Source organism: Streptomyces sp. HSW2009 (assembly GCF_040240285.1).
Taxonomy (GTDB): Bacteria; Actinomycetota; Actinomycetes; order Streptomycetales; family Streptomycetaceae; genus Streptomyces.
This window is the reverse complement of record NZ_JBEHZD010000052.1, coordinates 1-24,396: the sequence shown is the minus strand read 5'-3', so window position 1 is coordinate 24,396 and position 24,396 is coordinate 1. Positions and strand designations below refer to the sequence as shown.

Below are 24,396 nucleotides of genomic sequence, written 5' to 3'. Positions count from 1 at the left end.
TCGAGACACGGTCAAGAGTTTGTTCGGAACGAACTTTTTCCCTTGTCCTCACCCCCCCGGTGCCCCCCCCCCCCCCGGGGCCCCCCGCCCCCCCCCCCCCCCCCCCCCCCCCCCCCCCCCCGCGCGCCCCCGCGCCCCACTACCGGGAGCACGCCATCGCGCTCGGCGTGCCCGAGGACGCCGTACTGGTCGAGCCGCGCGCCGCCAACACCGGGCAGAACATCACCCACACCCGGGCCCTGCTCGACCAACAGGGCCTGGCCGTCGACTCCGTCATGCTCATCTGCAAGCCGTACATGGAACGCCGGGCCTACGCCACCTGCCGCAAGCTGTGGCCCGAGGTCGCCGTGCAGTGCGCGTCCGAACGCATCGGCCTGGACGCCTACCTGGAGTCCATCGGGGACCGCAAGCTCGTCATCGACATGCTCGTCGGCGAACTGCTGCGCATTCAGGAGTACCCGCGGCTCGGCTTCGCGACCGAGCAGCACGTGCCGGCCGAGGTGCTGGGGGCCTGCGATCACCTGGTGCGGGCCGGCTTCGACAGCCGCCTGGTCAAGCGGTAGCGGGGCGGTCGGCACCCGGCGGGGTTCAACCCTGGTCGTCCACCCGGCGCAGCCTGCGGATCGCCGGCACGCTGAGCAGCGCCACCGAGACGGCCAGGGTGCACGCCGCGCCGGCCAGCAGCATGGTGCGGCGGCCGACCAACCCTGCGGCGGGTCCGGCCAGCGCCTCGCCGACCGGTAGGAAGGCGATCGAGCCGGCGATGTCGTAGGCGTACACCCGGTTCAGCACCTCGTGCGGCACCTGGGTCTGGATGCTGGTCGCCCACATCACACCCCAGAACGCCATGCCAAGACCGGCGACGACCGCGCCCGCCGCGATCACCGGCACCGGCTGCCCGCTGCCCACCGCGAGGGGGAAGGCCGCGAACGCCGCCACCCCCACGGCCCCGGCGCGTAGCTGGAAGGCGGGCCGGAGCCGCATGGCGAGGAGCCCGCCGACGACGGTGCCGCAGCCGAGCGCCGAGTTGACCAGGCCGAAGGCGGTCACGTCGTGTTCCTTGACCAGCTCCGTCGCGATCAGCGGGGCGGCGGGCCCGCGCGCGGTGAGCGCGAAGAAGCCCCACAGCGCCAGCACGCCCCACAGCCAGGGCCGCACCCGCACCGCCGACCAACCCTCCCGCAGGCCCTGCCGCATGCCACCGCCCGCGGACGACTCCGTACGGGACTCAGTTGTGGTCGTGGTCGTGGCTGTGGCCGCTGTGGTTGCGGCTGCCGCCGTCTCCGTCGACGTCGTCTTTGCTGGTGCCGATTTCGGTGCCGCCGGCCGGCCGGGCAGCCGCAGCGCCCACAGGAACAGGGCGCTGGCCGCATAGGTGCCGGCGTGCACGGCGAAGACGCTGCCGGCCGACGTCACGGCCACCAGCAGCCCGGCGACCGTCGGGCCGACGAGCGACATCACCGCCTCGACGGTACGGACGGCGCCGTTGCCCTGCTGGGCGTCCGCGGACAACTGGCGCACCGTGCTGGCCACGCCGGGTTGGAAGACCGCCGCGGCGCCACCGTTGACGAGCCCGATGACCAGCACCTGCCAGAGCGCGACGTGTCCGGCGAAGAAGATGCCGGCCGCGCAGGACTGGCTGACCAGCCGGACCAGATCGGCCCCGATCATGAGCCGCCGCGGATCGACCCGGTCGGCGATCACCCCCGCGAAGATCACCAGGACGGCCCAGGACACCGTGGGAACCGCCATGGCCACACCGACCGAGGTGGCGCTGTGCCCGTCCTGGAGCAGCCCCGCGGCCAGCGCCACCGGCAGCATCGTGTCGCCGAGCCTGGCGACGGCGCGGGAGAGGAAGAACAGCGAGAAGTCCCTCGTCCACAGCCGCCGCTCCGGCTGCCGCGCCAGCACGGTGTCGCCGTGCCGGCCGCGGGCGCGAGCTCTCACCGCGGCAACGAGTTCTCGACCAGGGCCGCGACGGTGGCCTCCGGGTCGCGCCGCACGCCGGCAAGGAGCGCCAGTACGTCATCGGCCAGCCCCTCGGCCACGGCCAACCCACCGACGGGGCCCCCACAGAAGGCCCGCGCGGTCGTCGCGGCGGCCGTGAACTCGAAGCGCAGGGTGGTGACGCTCAGGTCCCGGGCCGGCCGGAAGGGCCCCAGGTCACGGGGGGCGCGCTCATCGGGAGCCGGCACGGCTGCGGCCGGTTCGGTGGCAGCGGCAGGCTCCGGGGCGACCGCGGGGCCGGCCGCAGCCGCGGTCTCGGCCGCCATCCCGACGTGCAGTTGTACGTAGTCGATGCCGTCGGAGAGCAGCGCCGCACCCAACGGCGGCACGGCGCAGGCGAGGTCGGGCACGCTCAGCGCGGAGAAGCGGAGGGCGGCCAGATTCTGGCTCATGACGGAGGCGAAGCAGGCCGACAGGGGCCGGTCCGGATCGACGTGGCAGACCACCGGGCGGTCGTGCACGAAGCAGCCGGCCGCGACGTCGAACCCGGCCCGCTGCCGGGTCGACACCGGCGTGAACAGCGCGAGCGTACGGGGCCCGCCGCGGTGCCAGATCGCCGCCGCGGTGAGCGCCGCCACCACGGCGAAGGCGGTGGCCCCGTGCGCCCGGCAGACGGCGCCGACGAGGGTGTGCAGGGCCGGTCCGCGGTAGAGCTTCTGCACCTGGCCCAGTACGAGGTCGCCCTCGCCCGGCGGCCCGACGGTCGGCCGGCCGGACCGGGGGACCAGCCCCGAAACAGGTTCGACGAGGTCCAGCGTGCGGGACCAGTACCGCGTCTCGCGCTCGGCCCGCGCCGTGGCCGCCACCCGCTGCTCGCACAGCTCCCGGTAGCTCACCGGCAAGGCGTCGGCCCCGCTCCCGGTCCCTGCGGACGCGTCATCCAACAGGGCCGCCAACTCGGCCGTGAGGACCCGCTCGGCATGCCCGTCGGACACGAGGTGGTCCAACGTCACCAGCAGGAACCGCTCCCGTCCCGCCGCGTCCTCGATCAGCTCGTACGCGGTGCGCCCGGGCACCTCGCGCCGCTGCGCGGCCCCCAGACAGGCGGCCTTCCTGACGGCCAGCAACTCTTCGGCACGTTCCCCGGGACGCGCGAGCACGGCCCGTACCGCGGGCGCGTCGACGGTCTCGACCCGCTGCAGATAGGGCGCCCGCCCGACCAGGGCAGTCCGCAGCGCCTCCTGCCGCCGCTCCAGACGCGCGACGGCGGACCGTATCTGAGCCTGCGTCAGCTCGGGCCTGACCGGGACGGAGACGAGTGTGTTGCGGAAGATCCCGGGACCGAAGAGGCCCTCAAGGAAGAGCATGCTCCGCTGTTCCGGAGCGAGCGGGAACGGGGCCAACAGGACTCTCCCGACGTGGCGTTCAGTCTCGAACCCGACTGGACTGGACCAATTTGCCGATCGAAACGGGATGCTAGGTCCCTGGCCGGAGGGCGGGCAAGGGGCCGGAGGGGCAGAGGGGGTGGGGCGTTCGGGTGGTGGGTGGGCCGTGGATGGGTTCGGCTCTGGCCACGGAGTCCTCGCTTTCGGCGGCCTCACTCCGCGCTGCGCGGGCGTGCCTTGCCGCCGGTGGTCTGACGAATGCGTCTGACGCATCTCAGCGATGCACACCCCGTGTCGATCAGCTCACACTACGATGTGATTTGGGGGGTGTGGCGACCTGCTGGCAGGGATAGCACCAGCATGCCGCGAGAACCCTCCGCATTCCCGACTTCTCAGCAGCCTGCCAGGAGCGCTACGTGCCGTACACGGCCGAGATCAGCCGCAGCAACCCCACGAGCATCGTCTTCCTCGTCGACCAGTCGACATCCATGAGCGACCCCATTGGCGGTGAAGACCCCCAGCGGAAGGCGGATGTCGTCGCCGACGCCATCAACCGGCTCCTCACCGAGCTCTCGGTGAAGTGCGCCAAGGAGGAAGGGGTACGCGACTACTTCCACGTCGCGGTCATCGGCTACGGCGCCACCACCGGATCGGCGTTCGCTGGTGCGCTTTCCGGTCGGGACATCGTTCCGCTCAGCGAGGTGGCGGACAACCCGGCCCGGGTGGACGAGCGCACCAAGAAGGTGTCCGACGGCGCGGGTGGCCTGGTGGAGACCGCCGTCAGCTTTCCACTGTGGATGGATCCCGTAGCCCACGGCGGGACTCCGATGAGCCGCGCGCTCCAGTACGCCGAGAACCTCGTGGCCGGGTGGACCGAGCGCTACCCGGCCAGTTTTCCGCCCATCGTCATCAACTTGACGGACGGGGAATCGACCGATGGGGACCCCACCGCGGCAGCCGAGGCGATCACCTCGCATGCCACGGCCGACGGCGCGGCCCTGCTGTTCAACCTGCATGTCTCGGCCGCGGGAGGCACCCCCACGGCTTTCCCCGACACGGCTGACGGCCTCCCCGACAACTACGCCCGCAGGTTGTTCGCCATGTCGAGCCCGCTGCCCAGCCATATGCGTTCGTACGCCGCCTCGCAGGGGCAACGGGTCAGTGAAACCACGCGCGGTTTCGTCTACAACGCGGACATCACTACGGTGGTGCAGTTCCTCGACATCGGCACCCGCGCCACCGAACTGCGGTGACGACGTCCACCTCATGCGTGTACATCACGCAACTCGTGGTCCCCAAGCAGGGCAGCACCGAGGCGGAATGTGAGGACGCGGTCGCCGTGTTCCCCGGTTACCCGCACGATCACATGGTGCGGGAGCCGTTCAGCGTGGGAATGTGCGATGGGGCCACGGAGAGCGTGCTGGCGAAGGACTGGGCCCGGATGCTGTCCCTCGCCGCAGCCGAAGAGACCATGAACCGACCGGGCCTGCTGGCGGGCGGCCCGGCCTTCGAGGAGTTCGCGGCGGCGGCGGTGGACCTCTGGGAACCCTGGCTCACTCGATACGCGCAGGAACGCCATCGTGACGGGCGTCCGCTGAAGTGGTACGAGCACACGAAGCTGGCGGAAGGGGCCTACGCCACGCTTCTCACGGTTCGCGTTGACCCGGGTGCCGATGGCGCACCTGGCCAGACCGAGTCGGGATGGCATTGGCGTGCTGCCGCATTGGGGGACAGTTGTCTCTTCCATCTGCGTGACGATCGGTTGGCGCAGACGTTTCCGGTGACGACCATCGAGGAGTTCGGCATCACTCCGGACCTCTTCGGCAGCCGGAATCGCGACGTTGGTCTGCTGGCCCGCCGTGCGCAATTCACCGAGGGGTGGAGCAGCGCCGGCGACAAGCTGCTCCTGATGACGGACGCCCTCGCTGCCTGGCTCATGTCCGCCACGGATCAGGAATCTGCCATCGGCCAGTTGCTGGAGTTCGCGGGCCCTGATGACCTCGACGGGTTCACGAACTGGTTGAACGGTCTGCGCGGCACTCGTGAACTGCGCAACGACGACGTGGCGTTCCTACGGATCGATTTCGAAGGGCGGTGAACGTGAGCTCGCCCGCAGGTTCACAGCGCTCGTTCCCGAGCGGCGCCGACTACTCGGAGGCATTGCAGAACACGCAGTTGTGCTTCCAGCATCCTGAACTCAAGGGTGCACGACCGGAAGTGACGAAGCTTGGCCTGCCTCGCGCCATCTCAGGGGCCTTTGCGAGCGTCTTCTCATTGACCTCGGCAGCATCGGGGCGACGGTATGCCGTCAAGTGCTTCACCCGTCACGTCCCGGACCAGGAGCGTCGTTACGAGGCAATTAGCACGCGACTCGCAGGGCTGGAACCAGCCGAGTTGTCCCAACCCTGGAACCTGGGCTTCGAGTACCTTCCCGACGCGATCAGCGTCGGGCGAGAGCGCTACCCCGTCCTGAAGATGGAGTGGACCGAGGCCGTCACGCTGTCCTCCTGGTTGGACGACAACCACACCGATCGATTCGCGGTGGAACATCTCGCCGATCGGTTCGAGGCGCTGGTACGTGATCTGGCTGCCCATGAGATAGCCCACGGTGACCTCCAGCACGGTAATCTCCTGGTCGCGAACGACGACACGCTGCGCCTGGTGGATTACGACGGCATGTATGTGCCGTCTCTGGCTGGCATGAGAGGCACCGAGCGGGGACATCGCAACTACCAGTCACCCATGCGGGGCAACGATGACTTCGGATTGGCTCTGGACCACTTTTCCGCCTGGGTCATCTATCTGTCCCTGAAGGCGATCGCCATCGATCCGGCGCTGTGGAGCCGACTCCATGAGCCGAGTGGCGAGTTCCTGCTTCTCACCGAAGAGGACTTTAAGAGCCCTGGTGGCTCCGGCAGGCTACAGACGCTGCTTGCCCATTCTGATCAGACCGTCAGTGGTCTTGCCGACCAGGTGCGGTCCATGGCCTACCAGCCCCTTGATCTGCTGCCCCCGCTCGCCCAGGTCGTCCCCCGGCAGGGCGCGGCAACTTCGGCTGCCCAGCCCAGTGGCACGGGCGCTCCTCCGAACGCGGGTGGTCTGCCCGGCTGGATGAACGGGCACATGCCCTCACAGCCAGTCTCGCCGCCGACCGTAGTACCCCTGGAGGCTCCGCCAGGTGGCTTCCACACGCGCACCTGGCTCGATAGCGCCGTGGCCGTGCTCTGGCCGCTTTTGCTGGTCGCGGCCGTCGCGGGGGTCGTCTCGGGGGCCGCCGCGACGCCCGTCGGGCTGAGTCTGCCCGCGGTCGTTTGCCTCGGGCTTACCGTGTTCGCCCGTGGCCGCCGGCCGGAGTTGATGCAGGCACAGGCCGCGCTTACCAAGCTGACCAGCGAATTGGCTCAGTTTGAAGAGCCGGCCAAGGCAGCCGAGAACCTGCGCAAGGACCGTGCGAAGTTCGACGCGGAGGACGCGAAGCGGACTGCTGAGCACCCACGGAATTATGACAAGCTCACTACCCAGTTTCAGAATGAATTGAAAGAGGCGGAGAAGCGTAGGGCATCGAAGCAGCGTGACATCGACAAGAGTATCCGTGGGCTCGCCGAGGAACAACAGAAGTTCTTGAGTAGGGCACTCGCAGACAAGCAGGCGGCGTACCTCCTTGATGGGCTCCGTCGGCGACCGATTGCACAGAATCCCCCGCACGGTATTGGGGAGAAGTTGACGCGTCGACTCGCGGATGAGGGCATCCGAACGGCAGCCGACTTTAAGGGGTATCGGCCCGTGATGAACGCCACGTACAACAGCACGGGTGCTGTCCTGTTGCTGAGCAGCGGTCGCGAGGTTTCCGTGCACGGTATTGGGGAGGCCAAAGCCAGAGCCTTGGACGCGTGGCGTCGTTCCCAAATCGCCTCAGTCCAGGCTGGCCAGCCGACCGCTCTTCAGGCGAGAGAGCGGCAGTCGATCGAGCAGAGCATCGCCCAGAGACGATCCCAACTTGAAGACCAGCGGAAGAACTTGGAGTCCGGTACCGAAGCTTTGAGATCGAGTGCGCAAAAGAAGCTCGAAGAAGGACAGGCGCGGCTCACTCGCGAGAACAAGATCGCAGGCGATCGGGCCCGGCGGCAGCGACAGGAATTCAGTCGCCGAGTCGGTGAACTCCAGGACAAGAGCGCCCAATACGGGGTATTGGAAACCGCTGTCCAAGCCGCAAGGCTCCGACAGCGGCAGCTTTCCTATGCGCGTTACCTGCACTTCCTTTACGTTGGTCGGTGAAACACGTCGCGGGCCGAGTGCCGTAGCGGTGGTGCTGGGTCTCTAGCCGTGGATTTGCGTGCGGCCCACCAGCAGTACGGATAACCTGGCGACTTCGGTTCCGCTCCTCGGCGGTCTCTGGCTTGTTGGTTCGGAGAACAACGGGAACGAGACGCATGCCCTGCCGTCCCCGCAGGCGGCCCGAACGGCTCTTTGTTGGACCTTCGCATGGCTGAATCCAGCGATTCGTGGGGCCGTATGGCAGACCGGCCCGCTCCCCGCAACAATGACCCAGTGGCGCGTCCTCCCCACCCGGCGGCCTCCCCAGGAGCCCGTACCGCGCAGGAGCTCAGACCAGGATCACGGTCTTCCCCCGGGTGTGGCCGCGTTCGGCGTACGCGTGGGCCGCTGCGAGGTGTTCGAGGGGGTAGGTCCGGTCGATGCGGGGGGTGTAGTTGCCCTGTCGGCCGAGTTCTGCCGCTTCGGCCAGGAGGGCGGGGTCGTTCTCCGCGTTGGCCAGGTGGATGCCGAGGCGCGATGCGTTGGTGTAGTCGGCGACCGTGGCGACGCGCGTGGGGTCGCCGACGAGAGCGATGAGGTCGGGCAGCGAACCGGAGGCCGCCGTGTCGAGCACGAGGTCCACGCCGGTGGGAGCCAGCGGCGCCAGGCGTTCCGCGAGGCCGGGGCCGTAGGTGGTGGGGACGGCGCCGAGGGAGGTGAGGAACGCGTGGTTGCGTTCGCTGGCCGTGCCGATCACGGTGGCGCCCCTGGCCACCGCGAGTTCGACCGCGGCGCTGCCCACGCCTCCGGCGGCGCCCTCGATGAGCAGGGTGCGCCCGCGCAGCGGGCCGAGCGCCTTGAGCCCGCCCAGCGCGGTCACGGACCCCAACCCGGCGCCCGCGGCCTCCGCATCGCTCCAGGCGCAGGGGGCCGGCGCCCACGCCGAGAGCACCGCCAACTCCGCCGTCGCGCCGGTCACACCACCCAGGCCGAAGACGCGGTCGCCGACCCGCACCCCCTGCACACCCGTACCGATCGCGTCGACCACGCCGACGGCGTCCCGCCCGGGGATCGCCGGCAGGTCCACCGGAAGCACCTCGCGCACCGCGCCGGAACGCACCTTCCAGTCCACCGGGTTGACGCTGGCCGCAGCGACGCGGATGCGGATCTCGCCGGGGCCCGGGTGGGGTTCGGGCACCTGCTCGACCACCAGGGTCTCCACACTGCCGTACTCGTGATAGCGGACTGCGCGCATGACGTTCTGCCTTTCCGTACGGCCCGGAGCGGCCGTTCGTGACCTCGCTGGGTTGCCTCGCCGGCGCGATGGGCGCCGACGTATGAACGAGTCGGGTGACACCGGCGGGTGAGGGTGCGGCGAGTGCCGACGGTTGCCACGCTAAAAGCTGACGTTGGCGTGAGCTGCAAGTCGGAAGCCGGTTGGGTTGCATGGCTGGTGGCTGGTGGCTGGTGGCTGGTGGCTGGTGGCTGGTGGCTGGTGGCTGGTGGGGGAGTGGGGCGCACTGTGTTACGGTCGCGGCGTTCCTCGCCCCGGTGCGGTCGGAGTTCCGTAGGGGTGAGTTGCCTGCTGCCCCGTGATCTCGCCGGTGGTGTGCGTACGGGACGTTCGGCGAGCAAACCCCCGTAGCCTTGGCCCTCCGTCACTCTCCCCGGGCCGGGCCGCTCCCCACTTGTTGCGCCCTCCGCCTCTTCTGGCGCCCTGCGCCTCTCCTCCGCAGCAGCACCCTGTCTTCGGGTGCCTCTTCCGCTGCACACCTTCCCCTCCTCCGCTGCACCCGTCGCCGTACGCCCGTACGGCGTCGGCAGGAAGTCCCCCATCGCGGGGCCGAGTACGAGGGAGAAGGCGACGTGGGCGAGGACGCGAACGCGCGGGGCGGTGTCGGGGGCGGGCCGGTGTCGGCGGGGCCTCGGCGGTGGGGGTTGCTTGCTGTGGCTGTGGGTGTTTTCTGCGTTCAACTTGACGCGTTCGGTCTGAACCTTGTCCTGCCGCAGATCGGCCGTGACCTGCATGCGGGCGGTGCCGGTCTGCCATGGGTGGTGAGTGCGTACCTGCTGTCCGCCGGCGCGTTGATGTGGGCGGCGGGGAGGCTCGGCGACCTGTTCGGGCGGCGGCGCTTGTTGACCGTGGGGCTCGTCGTGTTCGGGGTGGCCTCGCTTGCCTGTGCGCTGGCTCCGACGCTGCCTGTCCTCGTCGGCGCACGGGTGGTGCAGGGGGTCGGCGCGGCCCTGGCCGTGCCGGTGGGGTTGGCCCTGCTGACCCATGCCTACCCGGCCGAACTGCGCGGCCGGGCCGTCGGCTGGGCGCTCGGCATCGGCGGGACCGCCACCGCCTGCGGCCCGTTCATCGGCGGCACGCTGACCGATGCGCTCTCCTGGCGCGCGGTGTTCTGGCTCAACGTGCCGCTCGCCCTGCTCGGCGCGGCCTGTGCCGCGCGTACCGTCGAGAGCCACGACGCCGGCGCCTCCCGCACCGTCGACGTGGGTGGCCTGGTGGGTGTCACGGTCGCGCTCGCCGCGCTCTGTGTTCTCATCGACCGCGCGCCGCACTGGCCGTGGTCCGCCGTGCTGACGGGTGCGGTGTCCGTGGCGGCGCTGCTGACCCTGCTCGTACGACGCGCGCGGGCCACGGGCCGGCCGCTGGTGGGGCCCGAACTGTCGTGCAACGGGCGGTACTTGGCGCTCACCCTGGCGGGTGCGGTGGCCAACACCGCCACCGTGCTGTTCCTGTTCGTCGTGCCGCTGACCCTCCAGGGACAGTGGGGCCTACCGGTGGCAGGCGCGGGCGCAGCCTTCCTCGCCCCGGCGCTGGCCATGGCGCTGGCCGGGCCAGTGGCCGGGCGGGTGCCGCCGCGGGCCGCGGCAGGGGTGATGGCGGGTTGCCTGTGCGCGGCAGCGCTGGCCCTCGGCTGCCTCGCCGCGGCGCCCTCGCTCGCCGCGTACGTGTGCGTGGCCACCGTCGGCGGCGCGGTCCTCGGGGTGGCCAACGCGGTGACGCTCATCGCGACCCAGGCCGCGGTCAGACCGGAGCGGGCCGGCGAGGCGTCGGGCATCACCAAGACGGCCATCACCGTCGCCGCCGGCCTCGGCGTCGCCCTGGCCGGGCCCGTCACCGACCGGGGCGGCGACGTGGGCGCGGAATCCGCAGCCGACACGGTGCTGCTGATCACCGCGTCGGCGGGGGTCACCGCTGGCGTGGCGCTCGCGGTGTGGATCGGGTTGTGGCCGGGGGCGGGGCGGACGGGGTGGGGGGAGCCCGGTGGGTGATTCGGCCTCGCGGAGTCGGTGCGTCGGGTGCCGGGTCGTCGGCGTTGGGTGCGGGTGCGGGTGCGGGTGCGGGTGCGGGGGTCGGTGTGGGTGTGGGTGTGGCGCTTCGGCGCGCCCGGCACGCCCTGCCCGGAGAGCCCCGGGGCTCCGGTGCGCCGGGCTCGCTCCCCGCTCTGCGGGGACCACTCCGGAGGTGGTCGTCTTCGACAACCTGATGGACGGATCAGCCTCGCGCGTACGAGGACGACGACGGCCGAGCCTTGCCCGACAGCCCGACAGCCCGACAGCCCGACAGCCCGACAGCCCGACAGCCCGACAGCCCGACAGCCCGACAGCCCGACGGGATGAACGGTCGTGTGGGGCACGTGGAGTGACCTCACGGCGTGACGGGACGTGTCGGGACCACCGCAGTATGGCGTGCGCCCGGTCCGTTGGGCGCGGGGCCCGGAGAAGGGCCCTTGCAGGGGCGGTGGTCCCGTCGGTCCTCGGTTCCCGGCCCTCAGTCCTCGGTTGCCCCGGGGCCACGTCGTACGCACCCCGCGGCGAGCAGCGCACCGACCACCGCTAGCGTGCCGGAGACCAGGGCGGCCGTGTGCACGCCGTTCATGAAGGCGTGGTGGCTGCCTTCCAGGATCGCCGTCCTGAGATGTTCAGGGGTCTCGTCCGACACCGGGGCGACGCCCATGGACACCGCGTCCTTCGCCGCGCCCAGCTCCGTGGCGGCGGCCGACGGCACCCCGGCCGAGGTCAGCTCTCCGGTCAGGGTGGAGCCGACCCGGGTGCCGATGAGCGAGACCAGTACGGAGGTGCCGAGCGCACCGCCGACCTGGAGGGCCGTGGCCTGGAGGCCGCCGGCGACGCCGCCGTCCTTGACGGGTGCGTTGCCCACGATGGCGTCCGAAGACGCCGCCATGACGATGCCGACCCCAAGGCCGAGGGCGATGAAGGGCGGCCACAGCAGGGCGTACGAGGAACCCGCGCTCCAACCCGTCATGACGAAGCAGGCCACGGCCTGGAGCGCCATGCCCAGCGGCATGGTCAGGCGGGGCCCGAACCGTTGGGTGAGCGCGGCCCCGAGCGGCGAGGCGACGACGGAGGCGAGGCTGAGCGGCAGGGTGCGCACACCGGCCTCGACGGGCGAGTAGCCGCGTACGTTCTGGAGGTAGAGCATCACGAAGAAGATCACGCCGAGCAGGACGAAGAAGTTCAGCGCGGTGATGACGGTGCCGACGGACAACGCCGGGTTGCGGAACAGCCGCATGGGCAGGAGCGGGTGCGCCACGCGCGTCTCGTACCAGCCGAACAGCACGATCAGCAGCACACCGGCGATGATGGCACCGAGGGTGCCGCCCGCGGTCCAGCCCCAGGTCTCGCCCTTGACGACGCCGAACACCACGGCGATCAGGCCGGCGGTCAACAACACCAGGCCCGGGATGTCGAACCTCTCCTGCGCCGCGGCCTCGTTCTTGCTCTGTGGCAGGACGAGGACGCTGAAGACGAGGGCGACGGCGCCGACGGGTGCGTTGAGGTAGAAGACCGACTCCCAGTTCACGTGCTCGACCAACAGCCCGCCCACGATGGGGCCGAGCGCCGTGGAGACGGAGGAGACCATGGCCCAGATGCCGACGGCCATCCCGAACTTCCGCGGCGGGAAGACGGCGCGCAGCATGCCCAGGGTGTTGGGCATCAACAGGGCGCCGAAGAAGCCCTGTACGGCGCGGAAGGCGATGACTCCCTCGATGGAGCCCGACAGGCCGATGGCGACGGACGCGAGGGTGAAGCCGGCGACGCCGACGAGGTAGAGGGTGCGGCGTCCGAACCGGTCGCCGAGCTTGCCCCCGAGGATCAGGGCCGCCGCGAGCGCCAACAGGTAGGAGTTGGTCACCCACTGGAGGTCCGCGGTGCTGGCGTGGAGGTCCCGGCCGATCTCGGGGTTGGCGATGGCCACGACGGAGCCGTCGAGCCCGACCATGAACAGGCCGAAGGCGACGGCGATCAGGGTCAGCCACGGGTTGGAGCGCGGGCCGTGCGCAGGGCGTGCGTGCTCGTCCCCGGGGGCGGGGGAGCGGAGGACTTCGGTGGGCATGGAGTTCGATCCTCGTCAGGGAGCAGGGAGCAGGGAGCAGGGAGCAGGGAGCAGGGAGCAGGGAGCAGGGAGCGCGGAGCGCGGGGGCAGTACGGAGCGGCACGGGGCAGCAGCAGGGATGCGGAGGCCCCGGACGGCCGGAAGGCGTCCGTGCAAGGGGGAGGGGGCGGCATCCGATGGGACTGACGCCACGGTGGAGCACCGCGCCCCGGGCCGGGGCCCGCGGGCGAGGGGTTCCGCAAGGATGCGCGTACCGAGCCGTCAGCGGTCGGTACGCGCCGTCACTTGGTGGCGGTGAGGCGCTCCGAGAGCCGGTGGAACGCGCCCAGGGCCGCACCGAGGGCGTTCAGATCGCCTTCGGTCAGGGTGCGCAGCGCGTCGGTGACGTGCGTGCTCATCAAGTGGTGGACCTGTGCCAACCCGTCTCGTGCCGCGGCGGTCAGGTGCAGGTGGGCGACCCGCCGGTCGGCGGCGTCCTGCCGGCGTTCCAACAGGCCCTGCTCGGTGAGCTGGGTGACCAGCGCACTGACGTTGCTGGGCTGCATCGACAGGGCTTCGGCGGCTGCGCGCACCGTCACGCCGTCGTGCTCCGCGACGTGCCGGAGCAGGGCCCGCTGGGCCTCGGACGGCTTGGGCTGCGGGTGGTCCCGCTCGACGTGCCGGTCAAGGGCACGGAACAGCACGGGCAGAGAGGCCACGAGCCCGGCGGCCACGTGGTCAATGTCCTGGTCGGACGACCGGTGCTGAGGCATGGCCGGAGCTTACGTATGGAGAAATAGCTATGTCAATATAGGCAACTCGGCCGCTGTGGGGTGGCTCGCTTCCCCGCGGTTCCGTAGGTCGGTTCCGTCGGGAGTGTCGGCGCGGCGGTGGGTGCCGGCCCCGTCCTCGCCCTGGCGCTGCCGAGGGGAGAAGGGGCGTGGCGGCGGCCGGGCGGCGCCGGGTGCGGCACGGTCCCCGAAGGTGGCCGGCACCTCCGGAGTGCACCGCCCCGCACCCGGTCGCGCACCCGTGTCGGGCGACGCCCCGCCTCAGATGATTCCCTGCGCCAGCATCGCGTCGGCCACCCGCTCGAAGCCGGCGATGTTGGCGCCCGTCACGTAGTCGCCGGGGGCGCCGTAGCGGGCTGCTGTTTCGTGGCAGGTGGCGTGGATGTCGTTCATGATGTGGGTCAGTTCGTCTTCCACCCGCTGGGCCGACCACGACGTACGGGCGTGGTTCTGTGCCATTTCCAGGGCGCTCACCGCCACGCCGCCCGCATTGGCCGCCTTGCCCGGGCCGAAGGCGACGTTCGCCTGCTGGAAGACGTGCACGGCGGCGGGGGTGGTGGGCATGTTCGCGCCCTCCGAGACGGCCTTGACGCCGTTGCGGACCAGGGTGGTGGCGGCGTTCTCGTCCAGTTCGTTCTGGGTGGCGGACGGCAGGGCGACGTCGGCGGGGACGTCCCAGACGGAGCCGCCGGGCACGAAGCGGGCGGAGGGGCCGCGGCGCTGGGCGTAGGTCTCGACGCGGCCCCGCTCGACCTCCTTGATCTGCCGCAGCAGCTCCAGATCGATGCCCTTCTCGTCCACGATGTAGCCGGAGGAGTCGGAGCAGGTCACCGGGTTGGCGCCGAGGGCGCGCAGCTTCGCGATGGTGTGGATGGCGACGTTGCCCGAGCCGGAGACCGCTGCCGTCTGGCCTTCGAGGTCCTCGCCGCGCTCGCGCAGCATCGCCTCGGCGAACAGCACGCTGCCGTAGCCGGTCGCCTCCGGGCGGATGAGCGAGCCGCCCCAGCCCTGGCCCTTGCCGGTGAGGACGCCGGCCTCCCAGCGGTTGGTGATGCGCCGGTACTGGCCGAAGAGGTAGCCGATCTCCCGGCCGCCGACGCCGATGTCGCCCGCGGGTACGTCGGTGTGTTCGCCGATGTGCCGGTACAGCTCCGTCATGAAGGACTGGCAGAACCGCATGACCTCGGCGTCGCTGCGCCCGTGCGGGTCGAAGTCGCTGCCGCCCTTGCCGCCGCCGATGCCGAGGCCGGTCAGCGCGTTCTTGAAGATCTGCTCGAAGCCCAGGAACTTGATGACCCCGAGGTTGACCGAGGAGTGGAAGCGCAGCCCGCCCTTGTACGGCCCGAGTGCGCTGTTGAACTCGACCCGGAAGCCCCGGTTGACCTGGACGCGGCCCCGGTCGTCCTGCCACGGCACCCGGAACATGATCTGCCGCTCCGGCTCACACAGCCGCTCGATGAGACCCGCCTCGGCGTACTCGGGGCGCGCCGTGAGCACCGGCGCGAGCGTCTCCAGGACCTCGTGTACGGCCTGGTGGAACTCGGGCTGGGCGGGGTTGCGCTGTTCGATCTCGGTCAGGATCTTGCCGAGTACGTCCTGCATGTCGGATCGCGTCGTCACAGAAATGCCTTCCTGGCGCGGCTGTCACCGGATCGATCCTGCACGGATGTGGCTCGCTCGGGCCCGGTTCAGCGTTGAGCGCTCGGCGCCGTTGCCGCACGCGGGGCAAAGTAAGTGTGGCGCCCATATAAACATCTTGACCAGTACGCAGGTCGGCGTCTCAATATGCGAGACATCGGGGGTGTGGTACGGGCCAGGTGGGGAGCTGGCGGGGTCCGTCATTTCGGGCACCCGCCCCGGGTTGCTCTCGGTGCCCGTCGATGCGCTCTGCGTGTCGTACGGGGTGGGGGTGTGGGTGGGTTTGATTCGCGGGAGCGGGCGGCCCGGGCCCGCTGGGCGAGCTGGGCCTGCTGGGTGGGCCGGGACGGCTGGGCGGGCCGGGCGGGGAGTCGTCCGGGTTGGTGGTGCCGGCCCGGGTGGGGGTGGCTGTCCCGGGATGCGGGGTGGTTCTTCGCCAGGCGCTGGGCCTCAAATCAGTCCCGTACGCGCCGACTTGAGGCCCGCTTCGAAGCGGCTGCGGGCGCCGAGGCGGTTCATGATGGCGGCCATCATGCGGCGCGCCGTACGGGGCGATATGTGGAGGCGGGAGGCGGCGGACGCATCGGTGAGGCCCTGGGCGACGAGGCGGAGCAGGTCGCGTTCCAGGTCGCTCAGGTCGACGCGCGGGGTGTCGAGCGGGCGGGCCGTCGCCCACATCTGCTCGAACAGGGTGAGGAGGGGGACGACCAGGCCCTTGTCGGTCAGGTGCAGGAACTCCTGACCGGGCTCCACCGGGTCGGTCGTGTCCGCCGGGTCCGTCGGGTCCAGCGGGTCCGCGGGGATCAGGGCGGACCGGCGATCGGCGATGATCATGCAGAGCGGTGCGTCGGCGACCGTGCGGAACTCGCCGCCGCGGGTGCTGAGCCAGCGCCCGTACTCCCGGTGCGCGGCGTCACCCGAGCCGGCCGCGTGCCCGATCGTGCGGACCGAGCCGCCGCGGTCCAGGGTGCGGGCGGCTGCGCGGCGCGCGGTGTGCAGGGCCTGTGCCGGCCGCAGGTCGCCCGGCAGCAGGTCGCCCGGCAGCAGGGAGAGCACCTCGTGGCCGGCCTCGCCGACAAGTTGCCGCACCCGCTGCTGGACGGCGTGCGTGCCCGTCAGCCGCTCCACGCCCGCCGCGGCTCCCGGTCGTCGCGAGCCGCCCGCGAGCGTGCGCAGCAGGGCGGACGGGGCGCCGGGCGCGGTGCGCTGGCCGCGCGGCGGTGCGGTGTTCTGCCGGGCCACCACCCGCCTGAGCCCGGCGGTCGGGTCCACGGCGACGTACGCACCGGGCTCCTCGAAGGACTCCCGGAGCAGGTTTCTGCGCAGTAACTCGGCCAGGCACGCCTGGACCTCGGCCGTTTCGATGTCCAGCCGGGCGGCGATGTCCCCGCCCCGTGCGGCCGGCGCCCCCAGCATCGACTGGTAGATCCTCTCCTGCGTCGAACCCGGTTCAAGTGTCGCGAGCATGGCGATTCCCCAACGTTCCTGACGGTGCTGCGTAGTGGCTGATGCACCTTGTTGGATGCGTAGCCGGCCTGTGTGGATGCGCAGTTGTGTGAATCTTGGACGGTACGGGCACACCCCGGGGCACCGGAGAGGGTGGCCCGGGGCGTGGAGGAGTGCCCGTTCGGCCCGTACGAGGCCTGCCGGTTGCCTGTTCCGTGGCTGGGTGCTGGGTGCTGGGTGCTGGGTGCTGGGTGTTGGGTGCTGGGTGTCGGGTGGCTTGGGTGTGTCCCGGTGGGGTGGGTGTGTCCCGGCGGGCGGAGTGGCTGGCGGTTGTCGCGCGGTTGCCGCGTCGGCCGGTCGTGCCGCGGTCTCACCCGGTGGTGTCACCCAGTTGGTGGTGGGTGGACCGGCTGGCTGGTCCGTGCGGGTGGGTCAGGCTGCCGCGGGCAGTTCCGCGAGGAACGTACGCATCGCCCCGGCAACCGTGTCCAGGTGGCTTTCGAGGAGGAAGTGGCCGCCGCCCGGCACCAGTTGGACCCGTGCCTCGGGTAGGTCTCGCGCGAAGGCCCGGGCGCCGTCGGGGCCGAAGATCTCGTCCTCCGCGCCCCAGATGGCGAGCAGCGGCACCCGGCTGGCTCGGAAGTACGCGTGGAGCTTCGGGTAGAGGGGCGGGTTGGTGGCGTAGTCGCGGATGAGGGCGAGTTGGATCTGGTCGCCGCCGGGGCGGGAGATCTCGCGGTGGTCGGTGGCCCAGGTGTCCGGGTCGACCAGCTCGGGCTCGGCGACGCCGTGCAGGTACTGCCACCGGATGGCTTCCTCGGTCAGCCCGGCCCGCATGCCGGCCTCCGCCGACGCGGTGGGGGACTGTGCGTAGGCCCAGATCGGGGCCCAGAAGTCGGGGACGAACCCGTCGTCGTAGCCATTGCCGTTCTGGCTGACGATCGCGGTGATCGCCTGTGGCTGGCGCAGGGCGAGGCGCCACCCGCCGGGGGCGCCGTAGTCCTGCACGTACAGCGCGTACCGGGTGAGACCCAGCTCGGCCAGGAGCGCCGCGGTCACGTCGGTGAGCGCGTCGAAGGTGTAGTCGAACGCGTCCGCGGGCGGCGTGTCGGACTGCCCGAACCCGAGGTGGTCGGGGGCGATCACGTGGAACCGGTCCGCCAGGGCGGGGATCAGTCGGCGGAACATGCGTGAGCTCGTCGGGAACCCGTGCAGCAGGACGACGGTGGGAGCGTCGGCGGGCCCCGCCTCCCGGTAGAACACGCGATGCCCGAGCACGGAGGCGTGGCGGTGGCGCACCTCGACCATGAGTAACCCCTTTGACTGCTTTATCTGGTTAGGTCGGCTGCTCTAGGTTGATCCCGCAGCCTGTAACCTGTCAAGTGCTTCAATCTGGTTATCAATGGTGGGAGGGGCGCGATGCTCGGCGAAGAAGCGCTGCTCGAAGCGCTCAACAGCACGCCCGTACTGGACGGGGTGCCGGACGACCTGTGGCAGGACGACGCCACGCTGCGGCAGTGGGCGGTGCACCACGGCTCCACGGGCGGGCCGGCGGAACGGGAGTGGCTGCGGCGGACGCGGGGAGCGCTCCAGGCGGTGGCGCGTGGCGAGCGGGGACCGCAGGCGCTGACCGACTGCCTCGCCGACGTCCGTCAGGTGCCCCGGCTCGGTCCGGACGGCCTGGACTGGGTACTTGAGGTGGCGGCTGAGCGACGCCTCGCCGTCGAACTCGTCCTGGCCTGGGCCCGCCTCGCGGAGACGTTGCCCGGCAGGCTGCGGCCGTGCGCCAACGGCGACTGCTGCCTGTTCCTGGTGGACCACAGCCGCGCCAACTCCGCGCGGTGGTGCTCGATGCGCACCTGTGGCAACCGGCTCAAGGCCCGCCGCCACCACGAGCGACAGCGCCAGGCCGACACGGCGACGACCCCTGATGCCCCCGGCTCGACCTCGCCCGAAGCGCCCTGAGTGGCCCTGCCCGGCCCGCATAACCCTGAGGAGTCTGGGCAACCCCGGGCAGCCCGCGTAACCCCGAGTGGTCCGAGCGGGCAACCCTGTGCAGCCCCGGTCGACCAACCGCGAGCAGCGCGAGCAACTTTGAGCGGCCCGAGCGGACTTGTGCCGCCCTGGCCCGCCAACCTGGTGCCGCGCCCGTGTGGAGGGGCCTTGGCCAGCCTGCGCACGGGCGGGCATCATGCCGCGCCACCGGCCCGTACGCGTCGACCCGTGCGCAACGGCGACGGCCCCTCCGCATCGATCCGTCCGGACCGGGATTTTCCTGCCGTGCCGCCCGGTTGCCACCCGTGGCGAGCAACGTGCCTTTCGCCCGCCCCCGAGGGGCGCAGGACCAGCGGAACAGGGAGTCGTCGTGACGTTAGCGGACAGGGTCAGCACGCACCACGAGGTACGGCGAGCGGAGCACACCACCATTCGGTACACGGCCAGCGGACCGGTCGGCGGACCCACCCTGCTGCTCATCCACGGGTGGGCGTGTTCCCGTAGCGACTTCGACGGGGTGACCCGTCACCTGCCGGCGGGGCAGCGGGTCCTGGCGGTCGACCTCGCCGAGCACGGTGCGTCGCGGTCGGTGCGGGAGGTGTGGACGATGGAGGAGTTCGCCCACGACGTGGCCGCCGTGCTCGCGGCCGAGTCGGTGTCCACGGCGGTGGTGGCCGGGCACTCGCTGGGCGGGGCGGTCGCCGTGGAGGTGGCCCGGCTGCTGCCGGAGGTGGTCACCCAGGTCGTCGCGCTGGACGCGCTCACCTTCCTGCCGCTGTTCCCGGCGATGGACGAAGAGCGGGCCGAGGCGACGATGCGCGGCTACCGCACGGACTTCGCCACCGCGGTGCGGCGCGCCGTCGAGGACGGCTCGCCCGCGGGGACCGACCCCGAGCGCGTCACCGCCTACTACGAGAAGATGGTCGCGGTGCGCCAGCCCGCCGGCACCCGGGCGTTGGAGGGCCTGGTGCGCTGGGACATGGACGCGGCACTGCGGGCCACGCGGCAACCGATCACCGTGTTCTCGGTACGCGCTCTGCTGGCGCAGGAGGCCGTCGACCGCTACCGGGACCGCCTCACCATCGTCCCCGTCGACTTGGGGAGCCACCACTTCCCGGTGGAGGCCCCCGAAGCCACGGCGGAACTGTTGGTCAGCGTGGTGGGCTGAGGGACATCGACCGGGGGTCGCGGGGCCGTGCCGATTCCGCGGCCCCGCCGTACGACGCCACGCTCACCCACCTACCCACCCACCGGGCGGCGACTGGTGCGCCGGGTGGGTCCTGGCCACCTCGGCGTACGGGCCGGGCGCCCCGGGCCGGCGCTGCCCCCGGCCGGACTCGAAGCCCCCGGGCCCCGAGGCGCCCAAGCCCAGCACGGCCGGCGAGTCGCGGCGCCCGGCACAACCGTCACGGTGTCAGGACCACCCGGCCGAACACCCGCCCCGCAGCCATCTCCTCGTGCGCCAACACCGCCTGGTCCAGGGGGAGTACGGCATGGACGACGGTGCGCAGGTCCCCGCGGGCGGCGGCGTGGAAGTGGGCCGTGCGCACGGCCCGTACGTCGGGAATCGGGACCGTGTCGGTGCTGAAGGTGGCGAAGGTGAGCGACTTGCGGAAGCCTGCAAGGAGGCGGCTGCCGAAGTCGGCCGGGGGGTGGCCGCCGACCACGCCGACCGCCAGATAGCGGCCGTTGGGCCGCAGCCTGTCGATGAAGAGCGGGAGCCCGGGGCCGCTGACGACGTCGATGACCACGTTGAAGGAGGTGGGCGCGGCCGGGTCGCCCGCGCCGGAGCGGTCCAGTACGTGGGTCGCGCCGAGCTCGCGCAACCGGGCGCCGCGCTCCGATGCGGAGGTGGTCACCGCCACGACACCGGCCCCGCCGCCGGCTGCGAGTTGGACCGCCGCGATGCCGATGCTGCCGGCCGCGCCGCGTATCAGCACCGACTCGCCCGGTGTCAGCCCGGCGCGCGCCAGGGCGAAGTGGGCAACCACCCCCGAACCGCCCAGGGTTACTGCATCGGCGCAGGTCAGGCCGGTCGGCAGCGGGAGGGTGTCGGCCAGGGTTGCGACGGCCCGTTCGGCGTACCCACCTGACAGGCCCGTGAACGCCCACACCCGTCGGCCGAGCCAGGCCGGGTCCACTCCCGTACCCAGTGCGGTGACCCGACCGGCGACCTCGCTGCCGAGTACCTGGCCCTCCCGAATGGCGCCGCGGCCGAGCATCCCGCTGCGCAGTACGGCGTCCACGCCGCCCACGCCGATCGCCTCCGGGGCGATCTGCACCTGCCCGGGCGCGGGGGCAGGCGCGGGCAACTCGACGACCTCCAGCCCGTCGGGCCCGCCGAACCTACTGATCACGACAGCTTTCATCTTCTGACTCCCGGGGTGGGTGAGGGTGGTGCAGGGCGGGGTGGGGTGGGGTGGTGCACGACAGGGGTGGCCGTGGTGAGGGTGGCGCCCGGCCCTGCGGCCCGAGGTGGGTTGCGCGGCGCGGGCGCCGGCGTCGACGCGTCGAGTCGCCACCGCCGTCGGACGGTAACGGGCGCTCGCGGCCCGGTGGCGAAAGTGAGAAGGCATGAACCACCCTTTGCCTCACTCCCTGCGCTCCGATGCGCGGGACAACCGGTTGCGCATCCTGCAAGCCGCCCGCGCGGTCTTCGGCGAGGAAGGGTTGGGGGCTCCGGTCCGCGCGGTGGCCCGGCGGGCGGACGTCGGGCCCGCCACGCTCTACCGGCACTTTCCGACCAAGGGCGAGCTGACCGCGGCTGCCTTCGCCGAGCAGCGGCGGGAGTGCCGGGCCATCGTCCACGAGGCCGGCGCGGACCCGGACCCCTGGCGCGGTTTCCGGCGGCTGGTCGAGCAGACATGTGAACTGCACGCCCACAGCCGCGGGTTCGCCGACGCCTTCATCGCCTCCCGCCCCGAGGGCGCGGAGTTCACGGCCGACCGGGAACACGCCCTGCGCGCGGTCACCACACTGGCCCGCCGCGCCCAGCGCGCCGGCCAGTTGCGCTCCGGCTTCGTCGTCGACGACCTGGTCCTGATGCTGATGGCCCACCGGGGCGTCCAGGACGTGCCGCATCCGGACAGGCTCCCCGCCTCCCGCCGCTTCGCCGCCTATGTGATCGAGGCGTTCCGGGCCGCGCCCGCACCGGGGGCGCCCGAGCCGCTGCCGGCCGCGCCACGGCTGGGGCCCGTACGGTCGCCGTACGGTACGGGGCCGTAGGCGCGTACGCCGCAGTGCCGGCCAGCCACCCGTACGCGACCCTGGGCCGGGCGCAACTCTGGGTCGTGCGTAACCCTGAGTCGTACGCGAGCCCGATCCGGGCACGACTCCGAGTCGTGAGTAACCCTGCGTCGTACGCAACTCGATCCGGTCGAGACTCTGAGTCCTACGCAACCCTGAGCCGTGCGTAACCTCGATCCGTACGTAACCCCGAGCCGTACACAACCCCGATGCGGGCGCGAGGGCGGATGGTCAACTCCCCACGGGGGTAAGCCGAACGGCGCCGAATCTCCCCTCGGCGCCGTTCGGCTCGTCATGCCCACCCGTACTGGTTCGGCGCTGCGAACCCGGCCAACCCTGTCAGCTCGACCGGCCGGATGGGCGGGGGCCGCATCGGTGGGTGAACCGGCTCAGTCGGGAGGTCGCAGTCCGGCGAACGCCGCTTCCAGGACGGCGTCCACGAAGGCGGCGTCGTACTGGCCGGGGATGAGCAGGAAGCGGTAGTACAGCGGGCCGTAGAGCATCGCGATCACCACTTCGAGATCGACGTCCGACCGGAGTTGGCCCGCCTCCTGCGCCTTGCGGAGCCGGCCGCGGGTGCCGACCGTCAGTGGTTCGATCCAGCGCTCGTGCAGGGCCCGCGCGATGGCCGGGTCGTGCTGTGCCTCGCCGACGAGCGCGGCGTACAGCGTGCCGAACTTCTCCTCGCCGAGCAGCGAACGCGCGGCGTTCATCTGGGTCCGCAGGTCGGCCACGATGTCGCCGGTGTCGGGGTAGCCCAGGTTGGTTTGCAGCTTGGAGAGCAGGGCGTCGAGGAAGACGTGGCCCTTGGACGGCCAGCGGCGGTACACGGTGTGTTTGCCGACGCCGGCGCGGGCGGTGATCGCCTCGATGCTGAGTTTGGCGTAGCCGACTTCCTGGGCGAGGTCGAGCGTGGCCTGAAGGACGGCTTGGGTGCGGTCGGGACGACCGCCCGGTGGTGGTTGCGGAGCTGTAGTCACCCACCCACGCTAACGGTTAGGCACGGCACGTGCCGTCTTGACGTGGTCGGGTGGATGGTGCACGATCACCTCGTTCGAACGGCACGGCACGTGCCGTTACGTTCTTTCAATGCACCACAGCACTGTGAACGGAGTCAGATTGTGAATGCGATGCTGCACCTGGACACCAGCGCCCGCCGTCGCTCGATGAGCCGAGAGGTGGGCGATGCCTTCGCCGCCTCCTGGCGCGCGGCCCACCCGGGCGGCAGCTACGTCCACCGGGACCTGGCGGCCGACCCGGTGCCCTTCATCGACGAGGCGTGGACCGAACTGTGCGACTACGTGATCGAGCACGGCATCACGGAGATCGACCGGTTGCACGAGGCGGCGCGCACTCCGGCCCAGCGCGCGGCCTGGGCGGTGGTGGAGCCGCTGATCGGCCAACTCGTCGCGGCGGACACCATCCTGATCGCCACGCCGATGTACAACTTCTCGATCCCGGCCCCGCTCAAGGCGTGGCTTGACCAGGTGACGTTCCCGCGGATGTCGCTCGCGCCCCGGCGCTTCGTGGTGGCCACCGCGCGCGGCGGCGCCTACTCGCCGGGTGCCCCGAAGGAGAAGTTCGACTACCAGGAGCGCTACCTGCGCGACTTCTTCGCCGGGCACTTCGCGGTGGAGGACACCGTCTTCATCAATGCGGAGTTGGCCAACACGCGGCTCGACCCGAACATGGCCCACCTGCGGGACAAGCACGAGGAGTCGTACGCCCGGGCGCTGGAGACGGCCCGGACGCTGGGTGCGGAGTACTGATGGCCTGGTACCTGCTCGGCCTGGCGAGCCTGGTGGAGATCGCCTGGTCCCAGTCGATCAAGCCGACGCACAACTTCACCAGGCCGCTGCCCACCCTGCTGTGCTTCGTGCTGATGTCGGTGGCGGTCTACTTCCTGTCGCGCGCCATGCAGACGCTGCCGGTGGGGACCGCGTACGCCGTCTTCACCGGGGTCGGTGCGCTCGGCGCCATCGCCCTGGGCATCGTGGTCCACAAGGACCCGTTCACCGCGGGCCGGGCCATCGCGCTCGCCCTCATCCTCGGCGGCGTCGTCCTCGCCAGGGTGACTAACCCGGAGTAGGGAGCGGGGGGGGGGGGGGGGGGGGGGGGGGGGCGCGGGCCCCCCCGCCCCCCGCCGGGGGGGGGGGGGGGGGGGGGGGGGGGGGGGGGGGGGGGGGGGGGGGGGGTCGGTCTTTGGGGCCCCCGGCCGGGGGTGGGGGGGGGGGCCGGTGGTGGGGGGGGGGGGGGGGTCGGGGGGGGGGGGGGGGGGGGGTTTGATTCGCGGGAGCGGGCGGCCCGGGCCCGCTGGGCGAGCTGGGCCTGCTGGGTGGGCCGGGAC

At 71.5% G+C, this 24,396-nt stretch carries 21 protein-coding genes; 10 read left to right on the top strand and 11 right to left on the bottom strand.

Annotation, left to right across the window (positions count from 1 at the left end; translation table 11 throughout):
- On the top strand, positions 1 to 563 hold a 563-nt coding region (locus AAHZ94_RS06895; protein WP_349991397.1), incomplete at its 5' end, for a YdcF family protein.
- A gap of 25 nt (positions 564 to 588) precedes the next feature.
- Here AAHZ94_RS06895 and AAHZ94_RS06890 read toward each other — a convergent pair.
- The gene (locus AAHZ94_RS06890) at positions 589 to 1,947 is read right to left on the bottom strand and encodes an MFS transporter (RefSeq protein WP_349991396.1); all 1,359 of its coding nucleotides are present in this window, start codon (positions 1,945 to 1,947) and stop codon (positions 589 to 591) included.
- Entirely contained in the window at positions 1,944 to 3,350 is a 1,407-nt protein-coding gene (locus AAHZ94_RS06885; RefSeq protein ID WP_349991394.1) for a condensation domain-containing protein, read from the bottom strand. Before AAHZ94_RS06885 ends, AAHZ94_RS06890 begins: the two co-directional genes overlap by 4 nt.
- 398 nt (positions 3,351 to 3,748) lie before the next feature.
- On the opposite strand from AAHZ94_RS06885, the gene AAHZ94_RS06880 reads away from it, so the two are divergent.
- Genes AAHZ94_RS06880 through AAHZ94_RS06870 form a run of 3 tightly spaced genes read left to right on the top strand, consistent with a single transcriptional unit; the run spans position 3,749 to position 7,607 of the window.
- A complete protein-coding gene (locus AAHZ94_RS06880; RefSeq protein WP_349991393.1) occupies positions 3,749 to 4,585 on the top strand; it encodes a vWA domain-containing protein in 837 nt (278 codons plus the stop codon).
- A gap of 17 nt (positions 4,586 to 4,602) precedes the next feature.
- Complete coding sequence (locus tag AAHZ94_RS06875) at positions 4,603 to 5,430, top strand: hypothetical protein (RefSeq protein WP_349991392.1); 828 nt, start codon at positions 4,603 to 4,605, stop codon at positions 5,428 to 5,430.
- Between the two features lie 2 nt (positions 5,431 to 5,432).
- Entirely contained in the window at positions 5,433 to 7,607 is a 2,175-nt protein-coding gene (locus AAHZ94_RS06870) for a protein kinase family protein (RefSeq protein ID WP_349991390.1), read from the top strand.
- 328 nt (positions 7,608 to 7,935) lie between these two features.
- Here the strand turns inward: AAHZ94_RS06870 and AAHZ94_RS06865 are convergent, their stop codons facing one another.
- The gene (locus AAHZ94_RS06865; protein WP_349991388.1) at positions 7,936 to 8,841 is read right to left on the bottom strand and encodes an NADP-dependent oxidoreductase; all 906 of its coding nucleotides are present in this window, start codon (positions 8,839 to 8,841) and stop codon (positions 7,936 to 7,938) included.
- 692 nt (positions 8,842 to 9,533) lie between these two features.
- On the opposite strand from AAHZ94_RS06865, the gene AAHZ94_RS06860 reads away from it, so the two are divergent.
- A complete protein-coding gene (locus AAHZ94_RS06860) occupies positions 9,534 to 10,868 on the top strand; it encodes an MFS transporter (RefSeq protein WP_349991387.1) in 1,335 nt (444 codons plus the stop codon).
- A gap of 499 nt (positions 10,869 to 11,367) precedes the next feature.
- Here the strand turns inward: AAHZ94_RS06860 and AAHZ94_RS06855 are convergent, their stop codons facing one another.
- From AAHZ94_RS06855 to AAHZ94_RS06835, 5 genes are all read right to left on the bottom strand, one after another.
- Positions 11,368 to 12,954, bottom strand: coding sequence for an MFS transporter (locus tag AAHZ94_RS06855; RefSeq protein WP_349991386.1), 1,587 nt, complete (start codon positions 12,952 to 12,954; stop codon positions 11,368 to 11,370).
- A gap of 281 nt (positions 12,955 to 13,235) precedes the next feature.
- Positions 13,236 to 13,706, bottom strand: a complete 471-nt coding sequence (locus AAHZ94_RS06850; protein ID WP_349991384.1) for a MarR family winged helix-turn-helix transcriptional regulator — start codon at positions 13,704 to 13,706, stop codon at positions 13,236 to 13,238.
- Positions 13,707 to 13,985: 279 nt separating this feature from the next.
- Positions 13,986 to 15,326 (bottom strand): NADP-specific glutamate dehydrogenase, encoded by a 1,341-nt coding sequence (gene gdhA, locus AAHZ94_RS06845; RefSeq protein WP_502964595.1) that lies wholly within the window; start codon positions 15,324 to 15,326, stop codon positions 13,986 to 13,988.
- A 486-nt stretch (positions 15,327 to 15,812) separates the two neighbouring features.
- Positions 15,813 to 16,829: a helix-turn-helix transcriptional regulator gene (locus AAHZ94_RS06840; protein ID WP_349991381.1), complete on the bottom strand. Its 1,017-nt coding sequence runs from the start codon at positions 16,827 to 16,829 to the stop codon at positions 15,813 to 15,815.
- A gap of 411 nt (positions 16,830 to 17,240) precedes the next feature.
- On the bottom strand, positions 17,241 to 18,116 hold the full coding sequence (locus AAHZ94_RS06835) for an alpha/beta fold hydrolase (protein WP_349991380.1): 876 nt from the start codon (positions 18,114 to 18,116) through the stop codon (positions 17,241 to 17,243).
- Between the two features lie 111 nt (positions 18,117 to 18,227).
- Here AAHZ94_RS06835 and AAHZ94_RS06830 point away from each other — a divergent pair, with 111 nt between their 5' ends.
- Positions 18,228 to 18,773, top strand: coding sequence for a CGNR zinc finger domain-containing protein (locus AAHZ94_RS06830; protein ID WP_349991378.1), 546 nt, complete (start codon positions 18,228 to 18,230; stop codon positions 18,771 to 18,773).
- 400 nt (positions 18,774 to 19,173) lie between these two features.
- Positions 19,174 to 19,971, top strand: coding sequence for an alpha/beta fold hydrolase (locus tag AAHZ94_RS06825; protein ID WP_349991376.1), 798 nt, complete (start codon positions 19,174 to 19,176; stop codon positions 19,969 to 19,971).
- 238 nt (positions 19,972 to 20,209) lie between these two features.
- Here the strand turns inward: AAHZ94_RS06825 and AAHZ94_RS06820 are convergent, their stop codons facing one another.
- A complete protein-coding gene (locus AAHZ94_RS06820) occupies positions 20,210 to 21,172 on the bottom strand; it encodes a zinc-binding dehydrogenase (protein ID WP_349991375.1) in 963 nt (320 codons plus the stop codon).
- 205 nt (positions 21,173 to 21,377) lie between these two features.
- Here AAHZ94_RS06820 and AAHZ94_RS06815 point away from each other — a divergent pair, with 205 nt between their 5' ends.
- Positions 21,378 to 22,028 (top strand): TetR/AcrR family transcriptional regulator, encoded by a 651-nt coding sequence (locus AAHZ94_RS06815; RefSeq protein ID WP_349991374.1) that lies wholly within the window; start codon positions 21,378 to 21,380, stop codon positions 22,026 to 22,028.
- Between the two features lie 410 nt (positions 22,029 to 22,438).
- On the opposite strand, the gene AAHZ94_RS06810 is transcribed toward AAHZ94_RS06815, so the two are convergent.
- Positions 22,439 to 23,029, bottom strand: coding sequence for a TetR/AcrR family transcriptional regulator (locus AAHZ94_RS06810; protein ID WP_349991372.1), 591 nt, complete (start codon positions 23,027 to 23,029; stop codon positions 22,439 to 22,441).
- A 150-nt stretch (positions 23,030 to 23,179) separates the two neighbouring features.
- On the opposite strand from AAHZ94_RS06810, the gene AAHZ94_RS06805 reads away from it, so the two are divergent.
- Positions 23,180 to 23,818, top strand: coding sequence for an FMN-dependent NADH-azoreductase (locus AAHZ94_RS06805; protein WP_349991399.1), 639 nt, complete (start codon positions 23,180 to 23,182; stop codon positions 23,816 to 23,818).
- Complete coding sequence (locus AAHZ94_RS06800; protein WP_349991371.1) at positions 23,818 to 24,138, top strand: DMT family transporter; 321 nt, start codon at positions 23,818 to 23,820, stop codon at positions 24,136 to 24,138. Before AAHZ94_RS06805 ends, AAHZ94_RS06800 begins: the two co-directional genes overlap by 1 nt.
- Here AAHZ94_RS06800 and AAHZ94_RS06795 read toward each other — a convergent pair.
- The coding region (locus tag AAHZ94_RS06795) for a hypothetical protein (protein ID WP_349991370.1) at positions 24,125 to 24,396 on the bottom strand (272 nt) is incomplete at its 5' end. The two genes, AAHZ94_RS06800 and AAHZ94_RS06795, sit on opposite strands and share 14 nt — an antisense overlap.